21 protein-coding genes and 2 pseudogenes are annotated in these 16,211 nt (G+C 43.6%); 18 read left to right on the top strand and 5 right to left on the bottom strand.

Annotated features, from left to right (window positions below):
- The first annotated feature begins 164 nt into the window (after positions 1–164).
- The 6 genes and pseudogenes from rpoD (at position 165) to DXE33_RS05890 (ending at position 6,455) form a co-directional block, all read left to right on the top strand.
- Positions 165–2,612 carry an RNA polymerase sigma factor RpoD gene (rpoD, locus tag DXE33_RS05920; protein ID WP_174222294.1) on the top strand — a complete coding sequence of 816 codons (2,448 nt, stop codon included), beginning with the start codon at positions 165–167 and terminating at the stop codon, positions 2,610–2,612.
- A gap of 453 nt (positions 2,613–3,065) precedes the next feature.
- On the top strand, positions 3,066–4,085 hold the full coding sequence (locus DXE33_RS05915; RefSeq protein WP_231970414.1) for a GSU2403 family nucleotidyltransferase fold protein: 1,020 nt from the start codon (positions 3,066–3,068) through the stop codon (positions 4,083–4,085).
- A gap of 281 nt (positions 4,086–4,366) precedes the next feature.
- Entirely contained in the window at positions 4,367–4,822 is a 456-nt protein-coding gene (locus tag DXE33_RS10465) for an amidohydrolase family protein (protein ID WP_162785428.1), read from the top strand.
- 23 nt (positions 4,823–4,845) lie between these two features.
- Positions 4,846–5,982 (top strand): annotated as a pseudogene (locus DXE33_RS10205) (amidohydrolase).
- The gene (locus DXE33_RS10710; RefSeq protein ID WP_114639076.1) at positions 5,942–6,100 is read left to right on the top strand and encodes an amidohydrolase family protein; all 159 of its coding nucleotides are present in this window, start codon (positions 5,942–5,944) and stop codon (positions 6,098–6,100) included. Before DXE33_RS10205 ends, DXE33_RS10710 begins: the two are co-directional and overlap by 41 nt.
- 25 nt (positions 6,101–6,125) lie before the next feature.
- Positions 6,126–6,455 (top strand): DMT family transporter, encoded by a 330-nt coding sequence (locus DXE33_RS05890; protein ID WP_114639075.1) that lies wholly within the window; start codon positions 6,126–6,128, stop codon positions 6,453–6,455.
- Positions 6,456–6,528: 73 nt separating this feature from the next.
- On the opposite strand, the gene DXE33_RS05885 is transcribed toward DXE33_RS05890, so the two are convergent.
- On the bottom strand, positions 6,529–7,110 hold the full coding sequence (locus DXE33_RS05885; protein ID WP_114639074.1) for a histidine phosphatase family protein: 582 nt from the start codon (positions 7,108–7,110) through the stop codon (positions 6,529–6,531).
- A 223-nt stretch (positions 7,111–7,333) separates the two neighbouring features.
- Between DXE33_RS05885 and DXE33_RS05880 the strand changes: the two genes are divergently transcribed.
- The 3 genes from DXE33_RS05880 (at position 7,334) to DXE33_RS05870 (ending at position 8,814) form a co-directional block, all read left to right on the top strand.
- Complete coding sequence (locus DXE33_RS05880) at positions 7,334–7,792, top strand: superoxide dismutase family protein (protein ID WP_408634180.1); 459 nt, start codon at positions 7,334–7,336, stop codon at positions 7,790–7,792.
- 189 nt (positions 7,793–7,981) lie between these two features.
- Positions 7,982–8,167, top strand: coding sequence for a hypothetical protein (locus tag DXE33_RS05875; RefSeq protein WP_197712008.1), 186 nt, complete (start codon positions 7,982–7,984; stop codon positions 8,165–8,167).
- A 212-nt stretch (positions 8,168–8,379) separates the two neighbouring features.
- Positions 8,380–8,814: a DUF2244 domain-containing protein gene (locus tag DXE33_RS05870; protein WP_114639073.1), complete on the top strand. Its 435-nt coding sequence runs from the start codon at positions 8,380–8,382 to the stop codon at positions 8,812–8,814.
- On the opposite strand, the gene DXE33_RS05865 is transcribed toward DXE33_RS05870, so the two are convergent.
- Positions 8,815–9,231, bottom strand: a complete 417-nt coding sequence (locus DXE33_RS05865) for a DUF4149 domain-containing protein (protein WP_162785426.1) — start codon at positions 9,229–9,231, stop codon at positions 8,815–8,817.
- Between the two features lie 154 nt (positions 9,232–9,385).
- Between DXE33_RS05865 and DXE33_RS05860 the strand changes: the two genes are divergently transcribed.
- The 9 genes from DXE33_RS05860 to DXE33_RS10455 all read left to right on the top strand — a co-directional run bounded on the left by DXE33_RS05860 (position 9,386) and on the right by DXE33_RS10455 (position 14,633).
- Positions 9,386–9,973, top strand: coding sequence for an RrF2 family transcriptional regulator (locus tag DXE33_RS05860; RefSeq protein WP_114639071.1), 588 nt, complete (start codon positions 9,386–9,388; stop codon positions 9,971–9,973).
- Between the two features lie 25 nt (positions 9,974–9,998).
- Positions 9,999–11,129: an exonuclease domain-containing protein gene (locus DXE33_RS05855; protein WP_231970412.1), complete on the top strand. Its 1,131-nt coding sequence runs from the start codon at positions 9,999–10,001 to the stop codon at positions 11,127–11,129.
- A gap of 85 nt (positions 11,130–11,214) precedes the next feature.
- Positions 11,215–11,388: a hypothetical protein gene (locus tag DXE33_RS10200; RefSeq protein ID WP_231970411.1), complete on the top strand. Its 174-nt coding sequence runs from the start codon at positions 11,215–11,217 to the stop codon at positions 11,386–11,388.
- A gap of 65 nt (positions 11,389–11,453) precedes the next feature.
- Positions 11,454–12,143 carry an alpha/beta hydrolase family protein gene (locus DXE33_RS10195; protein ID WP_231970410.1) on the top strand — a complete coding sequence of 230 codons (690 nt, stop codon included), beginning with the start codon at positions 11,454–11,456 and terminating at the stop codon, positions 12,141–12,143.
- Positions 12,118–12,279 carry a hypothetical protein gene (locus DXE33_RS10190; protein ID WP_231970409.1) on the top strand — a complete coding sequence of 54 codons (162 nt, stop codon included), beginning with the start codon at positions 12,118–12,120 and terminating at the stop codon, positions 12,277–12,279. Before DXE33_RS10195 ends, DXE33_RS10190 begins: the two co-directional genes overlap by 26 nt.
- A gap of 2 nt (positions 12,280–12,281) precedes the next feature.
- Positions 12,282–12,758, top strand: coding sequence for a lipase family protein (locus DXE33_RS10185; RefSeq protein WP_231970408.1), 477 nt, complete (start codon positions 12,282–12,284; stop codon positions 12,756–12,758).
- Between the two features lie 46 nt (positions 12,759–12,804).
- Positions 12,805–13,455, top strand: coding sequence for a cupin domain-containing protein (locus DXE33_RS05845; RefSeq protein ID WP_114639070.1), 651 nt, complete (start codon positions 12,805–12,807; stop codon positions 13,453–13,455).
- An 87-nt stretch (positions 13,456–13,542) separates the two neighbouring features.
- Positions 13,543–14,082, top strand: coding sequence for a linear amide C-N hydrolase (locus DXE33_RS10460; protein WP_114639069.1), 540 nt, complete (start codon positions 13,543–13,545; stop codon positions 14,080–14,082).
- Positions 14,082–14,633: a linear amide C-N hydrolase gene (locus tag DXE33_RS10455; protein ID WP_114639068.1), complete on the top strand. Its 552-nt coding sequence runs from the start codon at positions 14,082–14,084 to the stop codon at positions 14,631–14,633. The genes DXE33_RS10460 and DXE33_RS10455 overlap by 1 nt, the downstream gene beginning before the upstream one ends.
- Before the next feature lie 8 nt (positions 14,634–14,641).
- Here DXE33_RS10455 and DXE33_RS10705 read toward each other — a convergent pair whose 3' ends face one another.
- The 3 genes and pseudogenes from DXE33_RS10705 to DXE33_RS05820 all read right to left on the bottom strand — a co-directional run bounded on the left by DXE33_RS10705 (position 14,642) and on the right by DXE33_RS05820 (position 16,188).
- The gene (locus DXE33_RS10705) at positions 14,642–14,812 is read right to left on the bottom strand and encodes a substrate-binding domain-containing protein (protein WP_162785425.1); all 171 of its coding nucleotides are present in this window, start codon (positions 14,810–14,812) and stop codon (positions 14,642–14,644) included.
- 29 nt (positions 14,813–14,841) lie between these two features.
- Positions 14,842–15,348: pseudogene (locus DXE33_RS05825) on the bottom strand (substrate-binding domain-containing protein); the annotation flags it as partial.
- Between the two features lie 78 nt (positions 15,349–15,426).
- Positions 15,427–16,188, bottom strand: a complete 762-nt coding sequence (locus DXE33_RS05820) for an SDR family oxidoreductase (protein ID WP_114639065.1) — start codon at positions 16,186–16,188, stop codon at positions 15,427–15,429.
- Between the last annotated feature and the right edge of the window lie 23 nt (positions 16,189–16,211).

The following is a 16,211-nucleotide window of genomic DNA, read 5'->3' as shown; positions in this document are numbered from 1 at the left end:
GGGTCAAAAAAGTCGCAATCGACTATAATCCTCTGTTCCCAAGAAAAAATACGAACTAATTCAGCCACTTGCGCTTTATTTTGATGAAATTTGGGGCAAGTGAAACGCGCGACTGTGCTTAATCAGTCAAGACCAACAACAGTAATGTGAGTAAGTGCTAATAAATGCCTAATATCAAGACCAAAAAACCAGCCAAACCAGTAAAAGCCGCTGTCAAAACAGCTGCTAAAACTCCTGCTAAGCCTGTCAAAGCTGCTGCAAAACCTGCGGTGAAGGCCAAAGCGCCTGCTAAACCAGCACCTAAAGCAAAAGCGCCTGCTAAGCCTGTCAAAGCTGCTGCAAAACCTGCGGTGAAGGCCAAAGCGCCTGCTAAACCAGCACCTAAAGCAAAAGCGCCTGCCAAGCCTGCTGTAAAAGCTGTTGCTAAACCTGTGGCTAAAGCCCCAGTTAAAACAGTAAAGTCCACTACTCCCGCAAAAGGTACTAAAGCTGAAGTTAAGGTAGAGCCTGCGAAGAAAACAAAGGCTGAATTAGCCAAAGAAGCAAAAGAGCTCAAAGCAAAGCAAGCCAAAGATGTTGAAGTAGTGACGTCTTCTGCGGAAGAAGAAAAAAAGCGTGGCCGCAAAGCAAAAGCCGATACTCCAGCTGATGCTGCTGAGCCTGTATTGACGGATCGCCAAAAGGCGCGTGAGCGTAAGGCGAAGGAAAAAGCGCTCTTAAAAGAATTTGCTGCGCAGCAGTTGGGCACTGAAGAACAACAAGAGTTACGTCGTGCTCGCCTAAAGACCTTGATCAAGATGGGTATGTCCAAGGGTTACCTAACTCATGGAGAGATGAATGACGTCATGTCTGATGAGTTATCTGATGCCGATGCATTAGAAACCTTGATCAGCTTGTTAAATGACATTGGCATTACTGTTTACGAGCAAGCTCCCGATGCTGAAACTTTGATTCTGTCAGATAACACAGCGGCTGCAGCTTCTGAAGAAGAGGCCGAAGAAGAAGCAGAAGCTGCACTCTCCACTGTTGACTCAGAGTTTGGTCGTACAACTGATCCAGTCCGCATGTATATGCGTGAAATGGGTACTGTAGATTTGTTGACTCGCGAAGGCGAGATTGTGATTGCCAAGAAGATTGAGGCAGGCCTTAAAGATATGGTGATGGCATTAGCCGCTTGCCCGGTAACAATCGCTGAAATTCTGAGTAACGTTGATAAGATTGCCTCTGGTGAAATGGAGATCGATCAATTTGTTGATGGACTAGTTGACCCAAATGCAGAAGACATTAAGTTAGGGCCAGAAGAGCCAGAAATTGATCCTGAAGCCGATGAAGGTGAAGATGAGGGTGAAGATGAAGGCGGTGGCGGCGCTGCAACAGCAAACGCTAAGCAGTTAGAGGAGCTTAAGCAAATTTCATTAGAAAAGTTTGCAATCGTTCGTGCTCAAGCTGAAAAAATGCGTCGCGCTTTTGATAAGGATGGTTATAACTCTCTTGCATATATCAAGGCGCAAGATGCGATTCGCGCAGAATTACTAGGTTTTCGTCTAACAGCGAAGAGGGTTGAGAAATTATGTGACACCATGCGTTCTCAGGTTGATCAAGTTTGGAAGCTTGAGCGTGGTATCGTGAGTTTATTGGTGGATAAAGTGGGTGTTAATCGCGGTGAAGTTTTGAAAGACTTCCCGAAGATGTCAATGAGCCTCGCTTGGACTGATAAGTTGCTCAAAGAGAACAAGCCATATAGCGCACTCTTGCAACGTAACGTTCCAGCGATTCAAGAGTTGCAACAAAAGTTGATTGATATTCAAAAGAATGTCGTTATTCCATTGCCTGAGCTCAAAGAAGTAAATAAGCAAATGATCGCGGGCGAGAAACGCGCTCGTGAAGCTAAACGTGAGATGACGGTAGCTAACTTACGTTTGGTGATCTCCATCGCTAAGAAATACACCAACCACCGTGGCTTGCAGTTCTTGGACTTAATTCAAGAGGGCAATATTGGTTTGATGAAGGCCGTAGATAAGTTTGAATACCGACGTGGCTATAAGTTCTCTACTTATGCGACTTGGTGGATTCGTCAGGCAATTACTCGTTCTATTGCTGACCAGGCACGTACGATTCGTATCCCTGTGCACATGATCGAAACGATCAATAAGATGAACCGTATCAGTCGTCAGATTTTGCAAGAAACTGGTCATGAGCCAGATGCTGCAACCTTGGCGCTGAAGATGGAGATCCCTGAGGATAAGATTCGTAAGATCATGAAGATTGCTAAAGAGCCAATCTCCATGGAGACTCCAATCGGTGACGATGAAGACTCTCATTTAGGCGACTTCATTGAAGATGGCAATACCTTAGCTCCTGCAGAAGCAGCATTGCATGACTCCATGCGTGATGTAGTGAAAGATGTTCTGGACTCATTAACACCACGTGAAGCAAAAGTATTGCGTATGCGTTTTGGCGTAGAGATGAGTACAGACCATACTCTCGAGGAAGTAGGTAAGCAATTTGACGTTACTCGTGAGCGTATTCGTCAGATTGAAGCTAAGGCACTCAGAAAAATGCGTCATCCAAGTCGTAGCGATAAGCTCAAGACCTTCCTCGAAGAAGATTGACCAAAGATTAACGGGCCTATAGCTCAGTTGGTTAGAGCAGAGGACTCATAGCGTAAGTTGTGCCATATACGTGGAAACTGTATATGGGATGGTGTCAAATTCGGAGAAAGCTAAGTCGCAAGATATGCCAACGCCGAGCCAAGCTTCAGTATGAAAGTGCTGTTGAAGGTGTAGAGACTAGACGGCACCCACCTAAGTCGAAAGATATGGTGAAGGCATAGTCCAGGGAGTTGTGAAAGCAACACAAACCGGAATCCTTTGGTCCCAGGTTCAAGTCCTGGTGGGCCCACCAGAAAAGCAGACCCTCATCAGAAATGATAGGGGTTTGTTTTATAACTCTTCTTTGGTATAGGGAATGCCTCCTCATTTTTTTTTTAAAGGGAAATCTTGTTACTAGACAAATAATTATTTGTCTAGTAACATTCGCGAATGCAACTTTATAAAGAACTTTCGTTGAGCGCCCAGACTGCCTACGCAGAACTGCAAGATCAATTGCAAACTCTAAATATTGGAGAGTTAAGCGCTCTTCCTGGATCCTTTCAGCGCCTTATTAAAAGAGGTAATCCCTACATCTATTACAACTTTCGAGATATTGATGGAACTCAACGTATGGCCTATGTTGGTCCAGAGGATGAGAGGGTAAGTCAATTGATTGAGAGGACGAAAGTTAGCAAGGCGGAATCTGGCGCTGAAATAATTCAAGCTCAGACTAAGTCAGCAATCGCCTTGGGCTGCATGACTACTTTAACTAAACATTTTCGTGTAATTAATCGTTTAGGTCAGTATGGATTTTTTAGGGCTGGGGGAATATTGATTGGAACCCATGCATTTTTAGCTATGGGGAATATGCTCGGCGTTAAATGGACGTCTTCTAGCAAAACGATGGATGTGGATTTCGCACATGCTGGCAAGAATGTATCGGTGGCTTTAGGGGCAAATCTAAAATTATCCGTGCATGATGCTTTAACATCTTTGGAAATGGGTCTTTTACCTATTGCTGAGTTTTCCGGAAAGACTGGTGCTCAGTATAGAAATCCCAAAGATCCTGAGCTGCGTCTAGATTTTGTTACATCTGAAACGCGCGATGGTAAGACGGTTGTTTTGCCGGATTTGGGGCTGGCTTTAGAGTGTCTTAAATTTATGGAATATTCTTTAATTGAGACTACACAAGCAGTGTTGTTGTCTAAAGGTGGCGCTTGCATTGTTAATATTCCAGCGCCTCAAAGATATGCAATCCACAAATTAATTATTTATGGAGAACGCCCTGTTACGGAAAGAGTTAAGGCAAATAAAGATTTAGGACAGGCCGCTTCTATTATTAAAGTGTTATTAGATGCTGGTAATGAGGGGTTGGTTAAGAATGCCTGGAGAGATGCGCTATCTAGAGGTTCTGGTTGGGAAAGGCGAGCTATGGAAGGCCGTCGAGCGATGTTAAAAATTTATCCTTATCTAGATATTCCAGAAATATGGTGAAGGGAGTCCAGGGAGTAATGAAAATTACACAAACCGGAATCCTTTGATCCCAGATTCAAGTCCTGGTGGAGCCACCAGAAAAGCAAATCCTCATCAGAAATGGTGGGGGTTTTCTTCGCCGAGCGCGATCCGATTTGGAATAGTGGATTATGAGCTGGAACAATTTTTTCGCTCCCTCAGTATCGATTGGTTTCTGTGGAATGTTTATCCTATCGTGAAATAATCTATCAATTAGATTTAAATCATGAGATCAAAAGCATATGATGAATAGACGAGACTTTATGCGGGCCTTCTCCGCAAGTGGCGCATTATTTGCCGCATCTCCTCAATCGTTATTTGCCAAACCATTTTCTCTTGCGGATGGTAAAGCCGATTGGATCTATCGGGGTGGTTTGATCTACACAGCAGATCTTACAAATCCAACTGTAGAGGCAGTAGCTATTCGTGGAAATCAGATCGTTTATGTCGGAAGTCTTGCTGAGATTAGCGCTTGGCAGGGGCCGCGAACTCGGGTGATCAATTTAGAAGGCGGTATGTTAATGCCAGGATTTGTTGATGCACATGCACACCCTGAGATGGGAATTACCAAAGTAGGTTTAGATATTGTTGGTGTCGAAGGCAAAGATGCCATCTTAGCTAGAGTGCAAAAGTATGTTGCTGATAATCCAGGTTCACACAGGTACTTAGGGGTTTTGGTTGGAATCCTGGAGAGATTAAACCAACTCGCCAATGGTTAGATGCCATTACTGGTGATCGACCTATGTATTTGTTATCTATAGATGCACATGATATTTGGTTTAATACCGCTGCCATGCGAGCGGCAGGTGTTGGTGCAGACACTCCAGATCCTACGCCTGGTTCACAGTATTTTGTGCGAGATAGTGATGGTGTGCCAACAGGTCATGGTGTAGAGGGTGGCGCAGTCATGCGGATAGCGATACCTTTGGGTGTGTTTAGTCCAGAAAATGTTCATGCTTCTCAAGTGCTCACCTTAGATCCAGCGCCTTCCTGGGGTGTTACTAGCCTGTTTAATGCCGGTGTCATTGTGGGCACCCGTAGTCAGGATGCGCAGTGGGTTTACGAAGACTTGATTAAGAGAGATCAAGCTGGAAAATTGCCGGTACGCATTACTGGTTGCGCGTGGACTCGCGACGGATCCAATGACCCTCAAATGATTGCCAATCACCTCAGCGATTGGAATAAACACCTTAAATCTGAGCATCTTAAGATTAACGTTTGCAAGCTTTGGTCAGATGGCACTTAACTATCTCACGGAGCTTTGCTGCTTGAGCCTTTTGAGGGCACTACAGATGACTATGGAAAGATGACCTTTACTAAAGAGCAAACTATTGCTGTACAAAAGGCAGGTTTTGACATGCATATCCATACCGATGCTGATGGGTCAGTTAGAACAGTGTTGGATTCTCTTGAAGAAGTGCAAAAAAAGATAGGCTGGAAAAATAGTCGCCATACGATTACCCATAACTCAACAGTCAACCCCCAAGATATTCCTCGCTATAAGCAATTGCGGGTACTCGCTAATTGCCAGCCGATGTGGGGGACTAACTATAGCGGAAACTATATTGAGACTTTTGAGAAGGCGCTGGGGAAAAGGCGCGTCGAGGAAGAAATTTTTCCATATGGTGATTTAGTGCGCTCTGGCGCGATCGTAGCTTATGGTTCTGATATTCCAGGAATTGAAATCGCTGATATTCCGCCGCTCATTAATCTTCAAGCAGCTGTTACCAGAAGACGCCCGGGCTATCCAAAAGAAGATGCGCCTTTTGTCGAGCGTCAAAAGGTTACTTTGGCACAAGCATTGCAATGCTATACCTATAACGGTGCCTATCAAATAAATGCGCATGGAAAATCAAGTTGGATCGATTGCTGTTGGTAAAAGGGCGGATTTAGTCTTTTTGCAAAAGAACTTGTTTAAGATTCATCCGGATGAGATTTATTCCACCAAAGTAGTGCAAACAATGATGGATGGCAGGGTGACACATTCGTTACTTTAAAAGTACTAAATCAAGAGAGATTAATATGGCTTGGATTATTTTGAGTTTCGCAATCATTACTGAGGTGATCGCTACAACTGCACTAAAGTACATCGAGGGGTTTACCAAAATAGTGCCCACCATTATTTCCTTGATGGGGTATGGATTATCTTTTTTTGCCCTATCAAAAATCCTAGATCAAATCCCACTAGCGATTGCTTACGCTATCTGGTCTGGCGCTGGTATTTCTTTGGTTGGCATTATTGGTTGGTTCTGGCTCGGTCAAAAACTAGACGCTGGTGCGTTAATTGGAATTGCATTAATCGTTTCAGGGGTTGTAGTAATCAATCTTTTTTCTACGGCAGTTTCCCATTGATTTAAATTGAGGCGTTTACCCTCTCTGGATCACTGACGATCTTTACCTAGGGGTCGGCTTTCGCTAGTAGCGCTTAAAAATTTGGGCTAGGATAAATCTGTTGAGAGAGCTTTTTTCCGTTCTGATCAACTTTCACTAAGACCATGTCTCCAACGTTGACTACTTTTCCTGCGTATGCCTGGATATTGACGTGATGGGTTACCAGAATAATAGGCGTTTTAGGATTTTCATTAAGCTGAACTCGAATCAAACTTTCTAGCGCTTGTGTTTGTTGTTTTTCAAGGCTCATGTCATCAAAAAATGAGCCTAGTGCAGGAGAGGTGGTCACTGCACCCTTCTTTAGGAGTTTTGCGGTATCAATACAGCGACACCAAGGGCTACTCAAAACTTTTGCAGATGTAATTCCTTGACTGCTAAGCCACTGTCCAATAATGATTGCTTGTCTTTTCCCTGTATCGCCTAGGTTTCTTTGAGTGGAACAATTATCCAGTTGGTAACCTGTTGGATCCCCATAACCGGGCGCATCAGCGTGACGCATTAGCAAAACATGCTGCCCATCATTAAGTTCGGTAGCAAGATTGGTTTGTGCGGCTAGGGGTTGTAGGCTAAGTAATGCACCTGCTATCAAAGGGGTAATTAAATGATGTAGTTTCATACTATTTGTCCTTTTTCGATGCCTAGTGTATAAAAAATTTAAAAATAGTGCTCGATTGCTTCGTGAGGAGCATAGGAAGAGCAAAGTCACCCTATTTGTGTCAAACTGGCCTAAGTGTTAACAAATAATGACAATAGCGGAGTCCTTTATGAACATCAGTCAAAAGTAGTTACTAATCTCATTATCTGTATCTGGTCTGTTATTCCTTGTTGCTTGTCAGTCTATGGACCAAGGTACAGGGCAAAAAGCGAGTGCTACTCTAGATTCAAAATCGGGGTCACAGGCCAAAGGAGAGGTGAATTTTGTCTGGCAAGGTCATGATGTCTTGATCAATGGCAAATTTTCTGGGTTAAAGCCTAATGCTGAGCAAGGCTTTCATGTGCACGAAAAAGGAGATTGTTCTGCGCCGGATGCAACAAACGCTGGCGGACACTTTAATCCTGAGACAAAGATGCATGGAATGCCTGACAGCGGCATGAACTACGCTGGAGATTTACCAAATATCAAATCAGACGCAAATGGAAAGGCTGTTTATTCTGCGAAGTTGCATGGTTTTACAGTGAATGCAGGACCAACAGGAATTGTTGGTCGCGCTGTCGTTGTTCATAGAGATCCAGATGACTATAAGTCACAACCTGCTGGCAATTCTGGCCCACGTATTGCTTGTGGAGTGATTCAGTAAGCAAGTAATTATGTTGAATCTGCATAAAAATGATTCATACCATCACGCCTAGCAAGAAGGGTGATGGTATGCGATTGCGTATCATCAAAATTCATTCAAGCGTGGTCTAGTATTCTTGATTTCTAAATTGGTTACAGTTGATTTATGGACGAGTGCTGCCTATGAAATTTCATCAACCTATGAAAATTTATGATGAAAACCTCCGGTAATCGTTGCTGTGGCTCTGGCGTTTGCATCATTAATGACGCTGGAGAATGCTGGTGTGGCCAAGTATGGAATGGAGAGCAAATGGTCTCTCCTAGCTTGAATGTGAAGTCTATTCAAACCCATAGCCAGAATTTGATGAATGACAGCGATAAAGATAAAGATGAGTGAAGCCAATTTAAATAGAACGCATTATGGGAGATATGAGTGATTGAAAAGCTTCGTATTAGGCTTGCGCGTTGGATTCTTGGAAAGCATTGCCCATGCTACCAAATGGGATATCACAAGTTGGTCAATTTCCAGCAAAGAAGTGCAGATTAGTTAGCGAGAGCTCAGGAACGTAACAAAGCTTAGTAAAGCAGTGATTAACTAGAGTCGTTGACATGAGTAAAAGACGTTGGCAGATGCGAAGAAATTGTGCGCTCACACCCAAGCAGCTGCTGCAGTTCTACATTGCCTTGGTGTGCCTCTCGCTGATTGTGGCGACTGGCTTCTTTCTGGCTGGTGTGTGGATGATCCCTATCTTTACTGCTCTGGAGTTAAGTGCAGTAACCATTGGATTTTTCATTTACTGTAGGCATGCCCTTGATTGCGAGACAATTGATATTGAAGGCAAACGTCTATTGATTAAAAAGTTTATTGGTTATAAAGAAACTCTTTATGAATTGAATACTGAGTGGGCAAGAATAGAACTTCCTGCTGAGAATGCAAAAACCTTTTACATTAGCCAATCCAAGCTGCGTGTGGAGCTAGGGCAGTTTATAAGGCATGATCAGCAGCTGGTATTAATTGATCAGATAAGACCTTTTCTGAGATGACTAAATTTCAGATAGTCTCCATACTACAAGCCCGCTAGATAATATTTGTATACAAAGCAATAAAAATGTTAGGCAATTCAAAATGACAAAATAGTTTGCAAAAGGCGAGAGCATGACTGGCATGCCATCTTGTAGTGCTATCTCTCTTAGATAATCCATTCGGGGTATCAGTAAATAACTTGCAGTCGCAGCACTAAAAATGATTGTGAGCGATGGAAGTCGAATACTTTTAAATGAGGGCATTCCCCTTTTGATCAAAATATTAGAGAAGCTCAAAATGACAAACCCACACACTAAAAAATAATAGGAAAGATGTTGTATAACTAGATGGGCAATCATCCCTCCCGCTTGTTGGTCTTCCATCGCTAAATAGGCAGTGATGCATCCAAGGGCTTGAGCGATTGTTCCCCCAGCCATCAAACCTGCTAGGGAGCGCAAAATACGAATGGAGAGGGGATGTTGGGGGTTGGAAGCCTCAACCATAGGGTAAATGGGGTTAATTAGTGCGCCGCAGCACAAAGGGAAAATCAGCTTGATACTATCCTCAATCTTATTTTTATTCCAAAGCATCATGGAAGTTACCAAAGCAGTCAAGGCCGCACTCAATACTCTGGTAGATATTGCCAGCCATTCAGCTAATGGGCGATTAGTCTCTGTTCCAGAGATTTCCAATAGACTTCATTTATCGATCAGTCGAATTGAGTTGCTGTTGCGACCCTTGCGAGAGTCTGGTTTGGTCATTGGTATTAAAGGAAGGGCGGGGGGTTATCAGCTTTCAAAAGAACCTCGCATGATCACAATCAAAGATATCGTCTTAGCAATGAATAGAATTAAAAAAAGAAAAGTAGAGGCATCCGATATTGCAAAAGATCTCTATCAGACGCTAGAGACTTATATGATGACTTGTATTTCAAGTGTTAATTTGACCACTACTATAAAAAATTACATACCACGTTTTAGTGAGATGCAAGAAGCTCCAGAAAGAAATTCTTATTTGACTTTTGATGCTCAAATGAGTCCTCAAGAAGATAAAAGTCCCAAAGGTGAAATGCAGAAAGTTCTGAGAAGCTCATTTAAGAAAGCGGAAGAAGCTCCACGTGGACCTAACTCCGTTTTTAGTTTTGCTGACTATCTCAACAAAAATTCTTCTACAAACTAATTGGTTACCAAGTTTTTTTGCGGATATGCCTCCGGATTCATACCCAGATTTAGCCTTTATTGATATTGAAACCACGGGATCTCATTTTGATCGAGATCGCATTACAGAAATAGGGATTAAATCCCTATCCGGCAATGAAATTCAGGTTTGGGGGCAATTGATTAACCCCCAGACTTTCATCCCCCAAAATATCCAAAAACTCACCGGAATCTCTCCTGAGATGGTTGAAAGTAAGCCTACCTTTGATCAAATTGCAGAAAGGTTAATGCAAGAGCTCGCAGGGAAAATATTTGTCGCTCATAACGCGCGCTTTGATTATGGATTCATCAAGGCATCTTTTAAGAGAATAGGCATTGATTTCAAGCCTAAAGTCTTGTGTACGGTCAAGCTGTCTAGATTACTTTTTCCTGAGCAGCCACGTCATAACCTAGACGCCATCATTCACGCCCATGATCTGAAAGTTAGTGCACGTCATCGCGCCTTAGGTGATGCGGATTTATTGCTGCAGTTTTGGCGTGTTTGCGAGAATACATTTGGAAGTGCAAAACTGCATGAAGCGATTAATCAGCTGATCGGCAATCCGAGTTTGCCAGCAAATATCGACAAAGAGCTGATTGATTCAATACCTGATAGCCCTGGCTGTTACATCTTTTATGGAGAAAATAAAACGCCTTTGTACATCGGCAAAAGTATTTCTTTGCGTAGTAGAGTGATGGGTCATTTTCAGGGGGCTCTGACGCGGCGCAAGGAAATGAAACTTTCCATGCAAATCAGAGATATTGACTGGATAGAAACAAGTGGCGAGCTGGGAGCACTCCTTCTAGAGTCTAGGTTAATTAAAGAGCGAATGCCCGGCATGAACGTGAAGCTGCGTAGATCAAAAGATCTATGCGGATGGGGTTTGGTTGAGGCTGAGACGGGAGTATTGACGCCTTCACTGGTCACCCACCACCAACTAGCTCCTGGCTTACAAGACAATTTGTATGGATTGTTTTATAGCAAGCGTGAAGCACTTGCTTATTTGAAGGCCATCGCTAAAAAGTACCGCCTATGTGAAGCTTTGCTGGGGCTAGAGAAAAGGATTGAGGGAAAATCTTGCTTTGGCTATCAGGTAAGGCAATGCGCAGGCGCATCTTACACCGATTGCTTTGCATAATTTGCAGTTAAAGACTGCGCTGGAATTGTTCAAAGTGCAGGTATGGCCCTACCCGGGACCTATTGTCATAAAAGAAGGTGGCGAAATGATTGTGATCGATAAGTGGTGTTATTTGGGCACTGCGATCAATCAGGATGAGCTTTACGAATTAGCGCAAACTGGAGAGGCTGAGTTTGATCTCGACATTTACAAAATATTGAAAAAAGCGATGAAGGGATCGCATCAAAATGCAGTAATAGATTTGTCGTCCTATATTTAAGTAAATCAGGATTAGTGCCTGTAGTGCGTTAATATGTTTTCACTGTTGAACCAATATCATTCATCATGAATAAATCACTTAATTCACTTTTCGCGATTGTTCTCTTGGCGGGTCTCAGCCCCTTAATCGCCCTGGCTGATCCCCCTGTCGCTCCTTTTTATGAGCCGCTGATCAAAATGACTCCTGCGGGTAAGCTTGGTCAGATCATTAAGCAGGAGAGAATTCAGACGTCCATTAAGGGTGCTCGGGCTTGGAAGATTACCTATATTTCATCTGATGTTGGCGGACGCAAGACCATTGTTACCGGCTTAGTCGTTGCGCCAACAGGCCCGGCCCCGAAAGAGGGAAGGCCCATCATAGCTTGGGGGCATGGCACTACTGGCGCTGCGCAAAATTGCGGCCCATCGCAAGTATTAAATCCAGTCGTTCCGCTCAAGGAGTATTTCTTGGTGGGCGGAAATTCTTGGACCGATTATGGAATTCCTGCTATCGAAGAATTTATTCAAGAGGGCTATGTTGTTGTTGCCACTGACTATCAAGGTCAAGGTGGTGGTGGAGAACATCAATATGCTTTAGCGGCAACGAATGCCATGGACATGATTGACTCAGCAAGAGCGGTTAGCTCCATGAAAGAGGTTGGCGCTGGTAAAAAGACAGTGATCTATGGTTGGTCGCAGGGAGGTGGCGCAGTGATTGCTGCGGCAAGCATGCCTGATTTACATTGCAAAGATGGGGACTGCAGCCGATGGCATTGAGTTAGTTGGGGTAGTTGCTTTGGCTCCTGATGATATTGCGATCATGCTTCCAAATGCTACGGTTGATCAAGCAAGTGCCCAAAAATCATTGGACGGTTTAATTCAGATGTATTTGATTTTTCTCATATGGCTATGAGCATGTGGGGCGTCAGGGCTGGAAATCCCAATTTGCTATATACAGATATCTTTACTAAAGATGGTGCAAAAGTATTAGACGAGGTCATTCGCAATAAGTGCATGCATGCTGTAGCTGATACGCTTAACTTTAATTTTGGAACTCAGTACAAAACTCTACTCAATGAACAGTCCACTAACTCCCCAGCGTGGACTAAAGCGATGGTGAAGGGTAGCGTCAGCCCCACAAAACCGGTCGCTCCGGTTGTGATTTATTGGGGCAATAAAGATGTCACTAATCCCCCGATTATGGGCAAGCTCTATCAACAGCAGATGTGTCAATTGGGTGGCAATGTCAACAGAAGCGAGCTTCCTGGAGATCAGTCACATTTCACTACTCCTGGTGCCTCAAAGCCTCTATATCTGCCTTGGATTAAAGATCGCTTAACCGGCAAGCCTGCTATGAATAACTGTGATCAAGCTGCGCAGTTACCCAGTTAAGATATGGAATCTAATTGGATCATTTGCCCCAAGAGAATTTCTTCAAATGAATATCAACGATGACTACAGTCAAAGAGTTGTCATCAACCATCATGATTTGCCTTGGACTCCCAGTCCGCAAAAAGGGGTAGATAGAAGAATGCTTGAGCGAGTGGGCGATGAAGTCGCTAAAGCAACTTCAATCGTTCGTTATCAACCCGGATCTCAATTTGATTCTCATATTCATGATCTTGGGGAAGAGATATTGGTTTTAGATGGTATGTTTAGTGATGAAGCAGGGAGTTACCCCGCCGGGACTTACATCATGAATCCCCCGGAGTCTTCTCATGCGCCCTATAGCGAAGAAGGCTGTACTCTTTTTGTAAAACTACGACACTTGGGTTCAGGTAAGCTTGAGCGAGAGATCGTTGATACACGTTTAGCTCCTTGGTACAAAGGGTTGGTGCCAGGCCTTCAAGTGATGCCATTAATGCGTCAGGGCAGTGGATCGACTCTAGTGCGCTGGGCACCTCAAACCTACTTCAACCCACATAAACATTATGGCGGCGAAGAAATCTTTGTGGTGGAGGGTGTTTTTGAGGATGAACATGGGAGGTATCCAGCAGGCTCATGGATTAGAAGTCCTCATATGAGCCTGCATCAGCCATTTAGTAAAGAGGGTTGCACAATATTTGTGAAGACGGGACATCTAATTTAGTGGGTCAATCAAGCATTGGAAATAATTATTTTTTTCGATAGAGTAAGCTCATTCAGGGCTAAAACTACAGTTAATTGAGGCGTATACATGAAACCATTCTTTAAAAAAGCAGTATTAGGTTTAACCAGCTTTATTTTTATTGCACAAAGTGCGATTGCCTGCACGAGCTTTCAACTGATTGCGGCTGATGGTTCGCGTGTTTATGCGAGAACTATGGAGTTTGCTTTTCCATTGCATTCTGACCTAGTGGTCACGCCAAGGAAGATGCAATTTGTTGGTACGGGCCCTAATAACCAAAAAGGCCTTACTTGGAATGCGAAATACGGCGCTGTGGGTTTGAATGGATTTGATCAGCCCTTCATTATTGATGGTATGAACGAAAAAGGCATGGCAGGTGGCATTCTGTACTTTCCGGGCTATGCAGCATATACCAATCCCGCAAACTCAGATCCCAAAAAGAGCTTAGCTCCTTGGGAATTTTTGACTTGGGCTTTGACCAATTTTGAAAATGTCGCTGAACTTAAAGCCTCTCTCAAAGATGTCACCATCATTACAGTTGAAGAGGAAAATCTAAAGGTAGTACCCCCATTTCATTATGTTTTGCATGATGCACTGGCGGCGTATTAGTGATTGAGCCAATTAATGGAAAGTTAGTAGCTAGCGACGATCCATATGGAGTACTGACTAATTCCCCACCATTTGATTGGCACGTCAATAATTTAGGTAATTACGTCAAGCTTTCACCTATTGAGCCTGCACCTATTAAGGTATTCGGGCAGACTGTTAGCCCCATTTCAACTGGCGCCGGCTTTCTGGGGATGCCGGGTGATAGCACGGCTCCATCGCGATTTATTCGAGCCTTAGCTTACACGTCCACAATTGTTCCTGCCAAAAATGCCGATGAAAATATCCGTCTGGCAGAGCATGTGCTTCATAACTTTGATATTCCAAGAGGCTCTATTAGATCTTCTGCTGGAGAAAATGCCTTAATTGAGCTAACGCAGTGGAGCACAATTGGTGACTTAGAGAACCGACGGTTTTATTTCTCAACCTATGATTATCAAAATTTGAGAATATTGGATTTAAAGACTATTAACTTTGATAGACAAGGAGTCATTACCGTCAAAGTCAACCAAAAACTTCAGGCTGAAAAAATATCTCTTGGGGTGTCAAATTAGATAGTAGCTTAGCGGACTAAATTCATGCCACTGCGCTGTATGGGGCCGCTTGCCTTTGACGAGCTTAAATAGTCAATGAGTTTTTTAGCGGCCTCTTGATGTGGTGAGTCAACTGTGATCGCTGCGGCAAAAGTTTGGATGAGTTGGATCTCCTTGGGAAGGGCTCCAACATAATCCACACCAGGGATGGGATGTTGACTAATTCACTACTAGGTTGGATGGCCATATTGACATCTTTGGCTGCTAGTACGGCAGTCGCTTGGCTGCCGCGCTCAGTCACCATGATCTCAAGTTGATTTTGAATGCCTAACTTTGGAAAGAGTTCATTATTTAGATAAATTCCACTTGTGCTGCCTGGAACCACAATTTTCTTAGCTTGAAGCACAGCATTCTTGAACGCGGAAACTGTTGCAATATTCGGCTTTACTGCGCCTGCGGGTACTGCTAAACCAAGTGGTGCCTGAGCAAGATCAACATCAGTCTTTGCTTGAATGAGCCCTAGCGCCACCAATTCTTCTAGACCCTCACGAGACAATATGACAACATCAGCACTTGTGCCTGCCAGCAATTGCGCTTTAATTGTTCTCGGGCCAGAGCCTTGTGAGGCGCCTGATTTTGTCACCACCTTGATGCCAGTAGTTTTTTCAAATTCAGGAAGCATTTCTTGATAAGGACCAGAAAAGCCACCCGAGATAATGACATCTAACTGTGCCATGGCAGCATTGCTGATCAGGAATGAAAAAATGCATGCTATGAATAGTTTCATGAGACAAAGGAATCCAAATGAGCTGTTTTAGCCTCTGCCAACAAACGGCATATTGGTGGCCATGATGGTCATATTCAAAATATTGGTTTCCAGGGGTAATTGAGCCATCTGTAAAACAGCTTGACCCACATGATCTACATCCATGCGAGGCTCAATCTTAATACTTTGATCTGCCTGAATGATGCCAGCGGCCATTCTCTCGGTCATTTCAGTGGCCGCATTACCAATATCAATTTGTCCGCACGCAATATTAAAAGGGCGCCCATCAAGTGCGATCGTTTTAGTTAGGCCGCTAATGGCATGTTTAGTCGCAGTATAGGGTGCAGACATTGGTCTTGGGGTATGAGCCGAAATGGAGCCATTGTTAATAATTCTGCCACCTTGTGGAGACTGAGCCTTCATCATGCGAATGGCTTCTTGTGAGCATAAAAACGCACCGCACAAATTGGTATTGACTACATTCATCCATTGTTCGTAGCTCAAATCCTCCATCGGTATTGCCGGTGCGCCAATACCTGCGTTATTAAATAATACGTCAATACGACCAAATTTTTCTTTGAGCTTTGCAAAAAGCATTTTGACTTGATCTGGTTTACCTACATCACAAACCACAGCCAAGCAATTTTCAGCAGTTCCACCAATATCGCTGATTGCCTTTTGTAATTTGTCGAGGTTACGCCCGGTAAGCACCACACGGTACCCACTGTGTAAAAGGGCTTTAGCAGCAGCTTTACCGATTCCGACTCCTGCTCCAGTCACTAGAGCTACTTTTTCGATAGATGGGGTCATATTGATCTTTCTGTAGTCTTAAA

It is taken from the genome of Polynucleobacter necessarius, from assembly GCF_900096765.1.
Classification (GTDB): Bacteria; Pseudomonadota; Gammaproteobacteria; order Burkholderiales; family Burkholderiaceae; genus Polynucleobacter; species Polynucleobacter necessarius_F.
Note: the sequence above shows the minus strand (reverse complement) of the source record. Positions and strands in the feature narration are given on the sequence as shown.

What these genes read in the sequence shown, in the direction of transcription:
- DXE33_RS05855 (WP_231970412.1), top strand. Translation starts at nt 9,999, where the DNA reads ATGCCTCCGGATTCATACCCAGATTTAGCCTTTATTGATATTGAAACC.
- DXE33_RS10200 (WP_231970411.1), top strand. Translation starts at nt 11,215, where the DNA reads ATGATTGTGATCGATAAGTGGTGTTATTTGGGCACTGCGATCAATCAG.
- DXE33_RS05860 (WP_114639071.1), top strand. Translation starts at nt 9,386, where the DNA reads ATGGAAGTTACCAAAGCAGTCAAGGCCGCACTCAATACTCTGGTAGAT.
- rpoD (WP_174222294.1), top strand. Translation starts at nt 165, where the DNA reads ATGCCTAATATCAAGACCAAAAAACCAGCCAAACCAGTAAAAGCCGCT.
- DXE33_RS10185 (WP_231970408.1), top strand. Translation starts at nt 12,282, where the DNA reads ATGTGGGGCGTCAGGGCTGGAAATCCCAATTTGCTATATACAGATATC.
- DXE33_RS05885 (WP_114639074.1), bottom strand. Translation starts at nt 7,110, where the DNA reads ATGAAACTACATCATTTAATTACCCCTTTGATAGCAGGTGCATTACTT.
- DXE33_RS05845 (WP_114639070.1), top strand. Translation starts at nt 12,805, where the DNA reads ATGAATATCAACGATGACTACAGTCAAAGAGTTGTCATCAACCATCAT.
- DXE33_RS05820 (WP_114639065.1), bottom strand. Translation starts at nt 16,188, where the DNA reads ATGACCCCATCTATCGAAAAAGTAGCTCTAGTGACTGGAGCAGGAGTC.
- DXE33_RS05865 (WP_162785426.1), bottom strand. Translation starts at nt 9,231, where the DNA reads ATGGCTGGGGGAACAATCGCTCAAGCCCTTGGATGCATCACTGCCTAT.
- DXE33_RS05880 (WP_408634180.1), top strand. Translation starts at nt 7,334, where the DNA reads ATGGACCAAGGTACAGGGCAAAAAGCGAGTGCTACTCTAGATTCAAAA.
- DXE33_RS05875 (WP_197712008.1), top strand. Translation starts at nt 7,982, where the DNA reads ATGATGAAAACCTCCGGTAATCGTTGCTGTGGCTCTGGCGTTTGCATC.
- DXE33_RS10460 (WP_114639069.1), top strand. Translation starts at nt 13,543, where the DNA reads ATGAAACCATTCTTTAAAAAAGCAGTATTAGGTTTAACCAGCTTTATT.
- DXE33_RS05870 (WP_114639073.1), top strand. Translation starts at nt 8,380, where the DNA reads ATGAGTAAAAGACGTTGGCAGATGCGAAGAAATTGTGCGCTCACACCC.
- DXE33_RS10465 (WP_162785428.1), top strand. Translation starts at nt 4,367, where the DNA reads ATGCGGGCCTTCTCCGCAAGTGGCGCATTATTTGCCGCATCTCCTCAA.
- DXE33_RS10190 (WP_231970409.1), top strand. Translation starts at nt 12,118, where the DNA reads ATGGGGACTGCAGCCGATGGCATTGAGTTAGTTGGGGTAGTTGCTTTG.
- DXE33_RS05890 (WP_114639075.1), top strand. Translation starts at nt 6,126, where the DNA reads ATGGCTTGGATTATTTTGAGTTTCGCAATCATTACTGAGGTGATCGCT.
- DXE33_RS10710 (WP_114639076.1), top strand. Translation starts at nt 5,942, where the DNA reads ATGCGCATGGAAAATCAAGTTGGATCGATTGCTGTTGGTAAAAGGGCG.
- DXE33_RS10195 (WP_231970410.1), top strand. Translation starts at nt 11,454, where the DNA reads ATGAATAAATCACTTAATTCACTTTTCGCGATTGTTCTCTTGGCGGGT.